The sequence below is a fragment of the Corallococcus sp. AB049A genome (assembly GCF_003668885.1).
Taxonomy (GTDB): domain Bacteria; phylum Myxococcota; class Myxococcia; order Myxococcales; family Myxococcaceae; genus Corallococcus; species Corallococcus interemptor.
The window spans coordinates 1-10,426 of the sequence record NZ_RAWL01000314.1 but is presented as its reverse complement, the minus strand read 5'-3'; the positions used below and the strand labels follow the sequence as shown (position 1 = coordinate 10,426).

The window sequence follows — 10,426 nt, the reverse complement described above, 5'->3', positions numbered from 1 at the left end:
CTGTCGCTCGTGGGCGGGGTGCTGGGACTGGGGCTGGGCTTCGGGTTCGTCTTCCTGGGCAAGTGGGTGCTGCTGTTCCCCATGAGCGTGCCCATGTGGGCCGTGGCGCTGTCCCTGGGGATGAGCTGCGGCGTGGGGCTCATCTTCGGCATCTACCCGGCGTCGCGCGCGGCGCGGCTGGATCCGGTGGAGGCGATGCGCGCGGAGTAGGGGCGTGCGCACGTCAGCGCCATGGCGGTGATGGCGCTGGAGCCGGTAGGGTGCTCCCGTCCCTACCGCAGGGGGCCTGCTCCGCATGACCATGTCCTACGAAACGCTGCCGCTGCCCGTCGTCCCCGCGCCGTACCGGGTGCGCCTCTTCACCCCCGAGGACCTGGACGGGGTCATCGCGCTGTACTCGCACCCGGACGTGGCGCGGAGCCTCAACTTCACGGTGCCCGTGTCCCGGGAGACGCTGCACCAGAAGCTGACCGGCGACCTGGAGGCGATGCGCCAGGGCAAGGGCATCCGGTGGGTGCTGTCGCGCGAAGAGGCCCCGACGCCCGTGGGCTACCTGACCCTCTTCAACTGGAGCCAGAAGGACCGGCGCGCGGAGGTAGGCTACATGGTGGGGCGCGAGCTGTGGGGCCAGCGCGTGATGACGGGCGTCCTGCCCGCGCTCATCCGCTTCGGCTTCGAGCAGCTGAACCTGCACCGCATCGAGGGACTGGTGAACGTGCGCAACAGCGCGTCGTACAAGGCGCTGACGCGCGCGGGCTTCCAGCAGGAGGGCGTGCTGCGCGGCTACCAGGCCGACGGGAACGGGGGAGGGTTCAACGACCTCTTCCTGCTGGCGCTGCTCGAGGACGCGTGGCGCGCCTCCGTGGCCGCATAGGGCCTCACGGCAGGTCGCGCGCGAACTGTTCGCGGTAGCGGACCTGGAGCGTCTTCAGCTGCCGCGTGCCCCGGTACTCGCGGGCGAGCAGGTGCCACGCCTCCGTGCGTGAGGGCTCCAGGGCGATGACCCGCTCCAGGTGCTTGCGTGCACGCGCATGCGCCCGCGTGTTCGTCGCCAGCACGCCGAGCAGCAGGTGGGCCTGCACCGCATCCTCCTGGAGCGCGAGCACCCGTTCGCACGCGGTGCGCGCGGAGCCCAGGCGCCCCTGGAAGAGGTGCAGCTCGCATTGCAGGAGCGTGACGGACGGATGCTCCGGGAACGCCTTCGCCAGCGAGGTGATGCGCTCACGCGCGGGCGCCGGGGAGCCGGCATGCAGCAGCGCCTCGACGTCGGACACCGCGCGCACCAGCACCGCTTCACGCGCGGGATCCACGCCGGGCCCGGAGGGCAGCGCCACCTGTCTTCGCAACCGGGCCGCCTGCTCCAGCACCGACGCGGAGGCCGCCAGCGCCGGAGCCCGGGCCGCGGTCTGCTCCGCCCACGTCACGCAGTGGGCCCGCAGGAAGAGGCCCGCGAGGCCCGCCCACTGCGCGGGCTCCACGTCCGTGCGCGCCTCCAGGTTCGCGCGTGCCGTCACCAGGCTGTCCCGGGCCTCGTCGAAGCGGCCCGCGTGCAGGTGGAGCAGCGCGACGTTCATGCGCAGCGAGGGCTCCCGCGGAAACCGCGCGATGGCCTGCTCGCAGCGCTCACGCGTGGCGTCCGCCCCAGGCGTGAGGTGCACGGCGAGGTAACACGCCAGCAACTGCACGCGCTCATCCTGGGGATGCCGCACGGCCAGCGGCTCCAGCGCCTCCGCGGCCACCTCCGGCCGGCCCGCCTTCTCCAGGGCGATGACCTCCGCCAGCCGCTGCCGCTCGTGCGGTGTCAGCGAGCGGGGCGTGCCCTCCGGTCCCAGCACTCCACTGGAGGCGCGCACCCGCTCCGTCCACTCGAGGAGGAAGTCCCGCTCGGGGCCCGCCCACGCCGGACCCTTCAAGGCCTCCACCACCCCGCGCAGCTCCCGGGCCCAGGCCTTCTGCGCTTCCAACTCGACGCGCGCGGCCGGCAGGTGCCGCAGCCCCACGCTCAGCAACCCGAGCGTCCGCGCATCGAACCCCCGCTGGCCCGCGTCGTACTTCGGCGCCATCCAGCCCCGTCCGTCGCGCACGTGCATCGCGCCCAACGTGTGGGCCCACTCGTGCAGCAGGACCGCCACCTCCAACCGCTGCCGCGCCACCACCGGCAGCTCCCCGCTCAGGCCTCGCAGGATGCAGTGACGCCCCAGCACGCGCGCGAAGCCCAGCTCATGCTGTGCGCCGCTGAAGGACGCCGGCGCCGCCACCAGACCCACGACGAGGTCCACGTCCTCGCCCGCGTCCACGGCCTCCAGTGTCTCCAGCACCGGCTCCAGCGGACCGTCCGGGCCGCGCCGGTCCCACGCCCGCGCGGACTCCAGCTCGAACGTGATGCCCAGGGGCTCGCGCACCGCCTCGCCCGCGCGCTGGAGCCACGCCTCGACGTCGCGCTCCCAATGGAGGCTCCGCGCACGGTGGTCCGCGTCCGCGTACACACGCACGCGCAGGGACCTCGAGGCCGGAGCAGGGGAGGACACCGCCGCCGCTCGCGCGTCGTCACGCGTGGGTGACGGAGCGGCGCAGCTCGGCCCCAGCCATCCAGCGATGAGGAGCAGGGCCGCCCGGACCCAGCCTGGCGTCCGCATGGACCCGGGAATCACGGACAGGACCTGGGAGGTAGCGAGGGGAACCGTGCCCGCGATGGGGCAGGGGAGGCGGTGGGCCTCGACCCGAAGGAGGCATCCACCGCCATCACCCAGGGGACTCACATCAGGCCGCGGCGTCCTCTTCCTTCGAGGGCTCCGTCGCGTTGGTGATCCAGTCGATGGCCTTGTGCTCCCAATCCGTGTCCTTCGACGCGTCGATGTAGCGCTCCCACTCGTACACGCCGCTCTGCTTGGCCATGCGCACCATCATCAGGCGCGCCACGGTGCTGTCGAGCACCACCGCCGAGCGCACCATGCCGTTCTGCCGGAGCCAGCCCATCGCCTGCTTGATGATCTCCTGGGTCTCCGGCGGGTTCGCCTTCTGGCCGCGGATGTCCACCATCAGGCCGAAGGGCCGCCCACGCTTGATCGCCACCTTGGCGCGAAGGTCCTCGAACCAGGCCTTGGCCTCGGTAGGGGTGATGTAGCCCGGCGCATTGAGCCGGAAGCCGTACTCCGTTCGCAGATTCTCAGCCATGTAACCCCCACGTTGTTTATGTGGTGCACGCGCCGTCGCCGTGCGACCCCGGCCGGATGGCAGCGCAGGCGTGAGCCTACTCCACTCGGGCCTACGGTGGATCCACTCTGGCTGCATCTCCGTACGCGCGCCCGGCGCCTGTTCTCCCCGTGAAGATGAAGACGTCCCTGGGTAAACGTGCTAACCCAGCGCGAAGTGTAAGAATCCAGCGTCAGGCGAACTTTCCACTCTTTTTACTTCACACTCGCTCGCTTCCCAGCTATTTAGGGGATGCATTTTTCCAGCACCCCCGCAAAACTGCCACACGCATCGAGGTCCCCCCGGACTCGGTGGCAACGAGCCGGCGCGGCAGCGCCGGGCCTCACGGGTTCCGGGGCCTTGGAGACGTCCTTCAATGTCCAACTCCTCGCTCGCTGAGCTCCAGTCGGTCGCGTCGAACACCCTGCGGAATGAGGTGCCCGTCGAGGCGCTCCGGCACGAGACTCCGGCCGCGGGGAAGGTGAACGCGCTGGAGGCTCGTCACGGCGATCCGATCCCGATGTACGGGGACGTGAATGCGCGGGGCTTCAAGACGGTGGAGGACATCACCGTCGCGGACTGCGTGATCGCGCACCTGGAGGCCGAAGAGGTGGACGCGGTGTTCGGCGTCCCGGGCGGCAACATCGCCCCGTTCCAGCAGGCGCTGCGCAAGCACAAGTCCATGCGCTTCATCATCGCGTCGCACGAGGGTGGCGCGGCGTTCATGGCGGACGGCTACGCGCGCGCCACCGGCAAGCTGGGCGTGTGCATGGTGACGGCGGGCCCGGGTGCCACCAACGCCCTGACGGGCGTGGCCTCCGCGCACCTGGACGGCGTGCCCCTCCTGGCCATCAGCGGCAACATCGCCACGGACCGCGTGGGCCTGATGGCCATCCAGGAGAGCAGCAGCACCCACGGCGTGAACACGGTGGAGATGTTCCGCCAGGCGTGCGCCAGCTCCACGGGCGTGCCGGACGCGCAGAGCTTCCAGCGGCTGCTGGCGCGTTCGATGCGCACCGCGCAGGGCCTGCCCGGCGGCGCCGCGCACCTGAGCGTGCCGGCCAACATCGCGCGCCAGCCCATCCACCGCGCGTCCGTCCCCACCACGCGCGGCGCCTTCCGCGCGCGTCCGGCGACGGCGCCCTTCGAGGACCTGCGCGCCGCCTTCACGCTGCTGCGCACCGCGCGCCGCCCGCTCATCTTCCTGGGCGCTGGCGCGCGCGAGGCGATGGCGGAGCACGCCGAGACGTTCACCGCGTTCGTCACCCAGCACGGCATCCCGGTGGCCACCAGCATGCGCGGCAAGGGGCTGTTCTCCGAGCGCGAGGCGCTGTCCCTGGGGGTGCTGGGCCTGGCCGGCAGCAAGCGCGCCGAGGCGTACCTGCGCGACGGCGTGGACGTGATGCTCGTGCTGGGCAGCCGCCTGGGTGAGTGGGCCTCCCGCAGCTTCCACCGCTACTTCCAGGCGGTGCACCACGTCATCCAGGTGGACGTGAACGCCTCCAACATCGGCCAGTTCCTGCCGGTGCGGCTGCCCATCGTGGCGGACGTGGGCTCGGTGATGACGGGCCTGGCGGAGCTGGGGCAGATGATTGGCCCGTCCAGCGGCGCGCGCGTGCAGGAGCGCTGGGCGCAGGTGATGGCGCTGACGGAGCCCGCGCCCGTCGTGCGCACCCCGCAGGCCCAGGACTCGGTGAAGCCGCAGGACCTGATGGCGGAGCTCGACAAGCACCTGAGCCCGGACATGGACCTGTACATCGACATGGGCAACTGCACGGGTTGGACGGCGCACCTGCTGCACATCACGCCCCCCGCGCGCATCTTCTACCCGTGCGGCCTGTCGTCCATGGGCTGGTCCTGCGGCGCCGTCATTGGCGGCAAGGTGGGCCGGCCGGACCGCTCCGCGGTGGCCATCGTCGGCGACGGCGCGTTCCTGATGAACGGCACGGAGATGATCACCGCGTCGCGCTACAAGGTGGGCACGGTGACCATCGTCCTCAACGACAACTTCCTGGGCATGGTGAACCACGGCGAGCACGTGCAGGACCGCACCGTGCCGCTGGAGGACGACTACTACGGCCTGGGCAACCCGGACCTGAAGGCCTTCTCCGAGTCGCTGGGCGCGCGCGCCTACACGGTGAACGGCCCCGGCCAGCTGGACGCGCTCCTTCCGGAGGTCCTGCGCCGCGCCAATGAGACGGGCCAGCCGCAGGTCATCGTCGCGCACATCGACTACCGCGAGGTCCCGCCGTACGGCGACCGCTTCGCCGCGGTGGCGTCGGACGGGAAGTAGCACCGATGACCGCCGCGACCTTCGCGCTCCTGGGAGTCGGTGCCGCCCTCCCCGAGCAGGTTCGCGGCAACGACGACCCGCTGTTCGAGCCCCTGCGCCGCGCCGCCGGATGCGGCGGTGAGCACGCGCTCTTCTACGGCAACCGCGAGCGCCGGGTGCTGGGGCCCGGTGAGTCCCTGGCCGCGCTCACCGCGAAGGCGGGCGCCGCCGCGCTCCTGGACGCCGGGCTGAAGGCGTCCGACGTGGAGCGGCTGTACGGCTATGTGTCGGTGTCGGAGTTCATCGCGCCGAACGCGCTGTACGCGGTGCACCGGGAGCTGGGCCTGTCACAGGGCACGCTGGTGGTGCCGGTGCAGGCGGACTTCGCCAACTTCCTCATGGGCGTGGTGCTGGCCTGGGAGGCCCTGCGCGCGGGCAGCATCCAGCACGCGCTGGTGGCGGTGGGCTCCGCGTGGACGCGCAACGTGGACTACACGCAGGGCCACGCCATTGGCATCGGTGACGGCGCGGGCGCGGTGGTGGTGGGCGCCGGGGACCGGCTCACGCTGGTGGACTGGGGCGCGGACACCTTCAGCGACGAGTACGGCGCGATGATGATGGGCGCGCGGCCGGAGTCCGGGCTTGCGTATCCAACCTATGGCATCGCGCCCACGTCGGGCGTGAAGGCGTTCCTGAACTCCGGGATGAACGGGCCGCCCCGGCTGGTGGCGCGGCTGCTCGCGAAGCACGGCATCTCGCGCGAGGACGTGACGCTCATCTCGCACCAGGCCACGCGCAAGCTGATGGACCACTGGGCGCAGGAGATCCGCCCGCGCGAGTACCTGGACACCTTCGAGGACTACGGGAACATGGTGCACGCGTCCATGCCGGTGACGCTGGCCCGGTTCCACCGGGAGCTGCGCACGAAGTACCTGGTGATGGTGGGCCTGGGCATCGGCGCGCACCAGATGGCGTTGCTGGTGCGCGTCTGACGAAAGCCGCGGGCTACTGATCGTCGCAGGGCGTGCCCAGGCGGATGCCCGTGTAGACGCCCAGCTCGTTGTAGATGAGGGGCAGGTTCTGCTCCACGGGGACGTTGCGCAGCTCCACCTCCTTGTGCGCCTTCTCGATCCACATGGGCTTCTGCGCGCGGTCGATGACGAGCCGCAGCTGACCCTTCTTGGTGGTGAAGATCTCCCCCTCGGAGTCCGCCACCACGTTGGTCATCTTCTGGGGCTTCAGGTCACCCCGGGGCCCGATGAACACGCGGAAGTTGCGGGACTCCGCGGGCGTGAAGCCCTTGTCCACGTAGTAGTACGTGCCCGCCGAGTCGCGCAGCAGCGCGTGGGGCGCGAACTTCTGCGGGTTGGGCGCGTAGGTGGCCTTGCGCAGCAGTTCCTTGGACTGCGCGGTGGGGAGCATGTCCAGCGTCACCTTGCGCTCGCCGCAGCGCAGGGAGCAGGTGCGCTCCTTCATGTCCACGGTCAGCTGCGAGTGCACGCGCAGGTCCACGCCGTCGTAGTCGGCGGTGCCGTTGGGGTTGAAGAAGCGCGGGTCCTGGAAGGTGGTGGCGTTCAGGTTCCGGCTGCGGGGGCGCGGCACCGCCACCAGGGACTTGCCGTCGCCGTAGTAGAGCTGATCGTCCAGTTCGTCCGTGTCCTCGCGGGGCACGGAGACGACGTAGTGGCCCTTGCCGTCGGTGCAGACGGCGGAGGCCTCCAGGAGCATGCGCTGGCCCAGGTTCTCCGCCTTGCCCCACGGCGGTTCGACGGCGGCGGCGGGAGTGGTGGAGAGGAGCACGGCCACGGGAAGGATGCGTTGGAAGAGCATGGTGCGCGGGCCTAGAGGTTCTTCTTGAAGTAGCGGGTGGCGGCCTTCTCCTGGTTGGACGCCTCCGGGGTGGTGGTCCACACGAAGCGGCTTCCCTGCAGGGCGGGCTCCAGCGCGGCGCCGAAGCGGCAGTCCATCTGCTGGACGCGGGCCTTCACGGTGGTGCGGGCCTCCTCGGAGACGTCGCACAGGGACTTGAGCGCGGTGAGGGGGAAGACGCAGTAGCGGGAGATCTTCTGGGCCTTGAGGAAGGGCTCGGTGACGGTGGTCCAGTCGATGGCGCCCGCCACGGAGGTGCCGCAGCTGGTGTTCAGCGCCTGGATCGCTTCGGCGTAGGCGGTGTCATGGATGGTTTCTTCCGCCTTGCGGTCGAAGGCCATCAGCTTCGCGAGCTGACCGCTCTGGGTCTGCTGCTGGTGCTGGGCGTAGACCTCCTCCGGCTTGAGCTTCTGGGAGCGGGCCTCGTCGTACTGGACCGCGATGCCGTTGCCGGGGCCGCCGGGGAAGTGCAGCTCCGCGTTCTTGCCCACGATGATGAACGGCGAGTAGTCCTTGCCGTGCCACTGGGTCGTGTAGTTGTGGCGCAGCGTGCTGGGGCTGCTCCAGTCCTTCAGGGTGTAGGGGAGCACCAGGTTGTCCAGCACGGAGCCGGTGCCCTGGATGCGCAGGAGGAACTTCTTCTGATCGCGGGGCGTGACGGGAACGACGGCGACCTGTTCCCCCTGCGGGCCGACGAACACCTTGCCGGCCTCCACGGGCGCGGGCGGGGCGGCAAGGGCGGGCAGGGTGCCCAGGAGGGTGGCCAGCACGGCCACGGCGACGATGCATTTCATGTTGGGTACTTCCCCCTCAACCCTGCCGCGGTCGTGCGGCACGGGCGGTGTTCGCTCAATGCGGCAATTCAATCTCGTGCTTCTGACATTCGGCGATGATCTGCGGTGTCAGCTCGGAAGGCCGGATCTTACGTGCCTCGGGCGGGGCGTTCACGATGTCTCCGGTCTGACACCGGAGCTTGATGGCCAGGTGGTGCGCGGCCAGGTTGTCCTGGGCCGCGTAGCTGCGCTGGGCTGAACGGACCGCGGCGTCCACGTCTTTCCGCGCGGCCGCGGCGCGGGCTTCCTTCAGGTCGTTGAGCGCGACGGTGTCCGTGGGCTCCAGGGGGATGCGCGGAGACTGCGTCTTGCCGCCCGGCCGGGTGTTCGTCTTGCCTGGACCCTTGGTCTGCTGCACCTGGGCATCGACGTTCACTGGCGGATCATTCCGCGCAACGGTGGGCGGCGGCGTGACCGTCGTGGGCGCGACCACGGGCGGAGGATCCTGGGCCGGGGGAACGCGAGCTGGGGCTGAGTTCGCGACAACGGGCGGAGGCGCGACCGGCGGCGGAGGCCGCAGCCACCACCCGAGCCCCACGGCACCGGCGATCAGCGCGGCGGCCCCCGCGATGGGAAGCACGCGTGACTTCGGCGGGACCGGGGCGGGCACCGGCAAGGTCCCTGGCATCCCCGGCTGACCCGCCACGCTCACCGGTGCGATCTGCTGTCCGCCCATGCTTCCCGGTGACTGCGCGGGGACATTCCCGGGCACGGGCAGGGCCACGCCGGAGCTCCCCGTGCCGCTGCCGGGCAGCTGCGTGGCGCCGAAACCCATCGTGCCGCCCGACACCTGCGGCTGCTGACCGAAGGGGACCGTGCCGCCCGCTCGTGGCGCCACCGTCGCGTCGAAGCCGATGTCATCCGACGCGGACAACGCATCCGCGCCAAAGCGCCCCGTCCCGGGCCCCTTGTTCGCCGGCGCCATCGTCGCGCCCATCGCGTCCTCGTCGCTCGGCGCCACGGAGGGCAGGGCGACCCCCGACGGACGCTTCGCGCGATTGAAGGTCCGGGCCGCGATCTGCTCCTCGGTCTCCGGCAGCGACTGGAGCGCCGTGCCCGTGAGCTCCGCGATGAACGACGCGACGTCCGGATGACGGTGATCCGGGTTCTTCTCCAACGCCCGGGCCACCGCCTTCGGAACGTTCGGCGGCAGGTCCGGCATCAGCGTGGTCAGCGACACCGGCGGCTCGTGCACCACGCGGTAGATGATCTGCGCCAGCGACCCGCCTCCAAATGGCGTCATCCCGGAGATCATCTCGAACACGATGCCGCCCAGCGCGAACAGGTCCGTCCTCGCGTCGATGCGGCTGTTCTGCCCCTGCGCCTGCTCCGGCGACATGTACTGCGGCGTGCCGATGAGCACCGCCTCCTGCGTCTGGAGCGTCTCCGACGACATGACCTTGGAGATGCCGAAGTCGAGCAGCTTCACCCGCTCGCCCACCACGCCGCCGGAGTCCGTGGGCACCAGGAAGATGTTCGCGGGCTTCAGGTCGCGGTGCACGACGCCCGCGCGGTGGGCCGTCTGCAGCGCGCTCCCCATCTGCCGCGTGAAGGAGAACACCTCCTCCAATGACAGCCGCCCGCGCCGCAGCCGGTCCGCCAGGCTCTCTCCGCGCAGGTACTCCAGCACCAGGAACGGACTGCCGTCCTCCAGCGTGTCGAAGTCCAGCACCTCCACGATGTTCGGGTGCCCCAGCCGGGAGGCGATCTCCGCCTCGCGCCGGAAGCGCACGTGGAGGTCCGGCCCCACGTGGTCCCCCACCCGCAGCACCTTCACCGCGACGTGCTTGCCCGGAAGCCGCAGGTGCTGGGCCAGGAACACCGACCCCATGCCGCCCCGCCCCAACACGGAGACGACTTTGTAGGTATTCCGGAGGACCGAATCGATGTGCAGCTCACCGTCAGCCGAGCGCGTCATGTCAGAGGGCGTGTCCTGATGACAAAGGGGTGCGATGCACCGCCGTGAAACACGGACGGCACGCTACCACGCCCCACCCGGCAGGGGGCGAGCCCGACCCCTGCGTCCCATACCCCGGACAGTCGAACGCCCGGACCCTCGTGAGAGGACCCGGGCGCCTTGGACTTCATGAACCGGAAGGGGTGCTTCTCAGCCCCACTTGGACATCGTGCGCCGGGGCGGAGGCGAGCTCGGCCCCGCCGCCGGTGAGGCCACCGCGGGCCGGGGCTGCTGCGAACGGCCCTGGCCCCCGCTGCGCTGCGCCTGGCCGTTGCCACCACCGCTGGCCTGACGCGACTGGCC

9 protein-coding genes are annotated in these 10,426 nt (G+C 70.8%); 4 read left to right on the top strand and 5 right to left on the bottom strand.

Annotated features, from left to right (window positions below; translation table 11 throughout):
• Window positions 1-210 (top strand): ABC transporter permease (locus D7X55_RS27850; RefSeq protein WP_147470229.1); only part of this gene is annotated, 210 nt, incomplete at its 5' end.
• Between the two features lie 85 nt (window positions 211-295).
• Window positions 296-874: a GNAT family N-acetyltransferase gene (locus D7X55_RS27845; protein WP_121724633.1), complete on the top strand. Its 579-nt coding sequence runs from the start codon at window positions 296-298 to the stop codon at window positions 872-874.
• A gap of 4 nt (window positions 875-878) precedes the next feature.
• On the opposite strand, the gene D7X55_RS27840 is transcribed toward D7X55_RS27845, so the two are convergent.
• Together D7X55_RS27840 and D7X55_RS27835 are read right to left on the bottom strand one after the other, a co-directional pair.
• Entirely contained in the window at window positions 879-2,636 is a 1,758-nt protein-coding gene (locus D7X55_RS27840; protein ID WP_147468347.1) for a tetratricopeptide repeat protein, read from the bottom strand.
• Between the two features lie 124 nt (window positions 2,637-2,760).
• Entirely contained in the window at window positions 2,761-3,174 is a 414-nt protein-coding gene (locus D7X55_RS27835) for a hypothetical protein (protein WP_121724631.1), read from the bottom strand.
• Between the two features lie 394 nt (window positions 3,175-3,568).
• Between D7X55_RS27835 and D7X55_RS27830 the strand changes: the two genes are divergently transcribed.
• Window positions 3,569-5,485 carry a thiamine pyrophosphate-binding protein gene (locus D7X55_RS27830; protein ID WP_121724630.1) on the top strand — a complete coding sequence of 639 codons (1,917 nt, stop codon included), beginning with the start codon at window positions 3,569-3,571 and terminating at the stop codon, window positions 5,483-5,485.
• A gap of 5 nt (window positions 5,486-5,490) precedes the next feature.
• Entirely contained in the window at window positions 5,491-6,456 is a 966-nt protein-coding gene (locus tag D7X55_RS27825; RefSeq protein WP_121724629.1) for a 3-oxoacyl-[acyl-carrier-protein] synthase III C-terminal domain-containing protein, read from the top strand.
• A gap of 13 nt (window positions 6,457-6,469) precedes the next feature.
• Here D7X55_RS27825 and D7X55_RS27820 read toward each other — a convergent pair whose 3' ends face one another.
• Genes D7X55_RS27820 through D7X55_RS27810 form a run of 3 tightly spaced genes read right to left on the bottom strand, consistent with a single transcriptional unit; the run spans window position 6,470 to window position 10,084 of the window.
• Window positions 6,470-7,294: a hypothetical protein gene (locus D7X55_RS27820; RefSeq protein WP_120551238.1), complete on the bottom strand. Its 825-nt coding sequence runs from the start codon at window positions 7,292-7,294 to the stop codon at window positions 6,470-6,472.
• Window positions 7,295-7,305: 11 nt separating this feature from the next.
• Entirely contained in the window at window positions 7,306-8,127 is an 822-nt protein-coding gene (locus tag D7X55_RS27815) for a hypothetical protein (RefSeq protein ID WP_121724628.1), read from the bottom strand.
• Window positions 8,128-8,182: 55 nt separating this feature from the next.
• Window positions 8,183-10,084, bottom strand: coding sequence for a serine/threonine-protein kinase (locus D7X55_RS27810; protein WP_121724627.1), 1,902 nt, complete (start codon window positions 10,082-10,084; stop codon window positions 8,183-8,185).
• Window positions 10,085-10,426 lie beyond the last annotated feature (342 nt).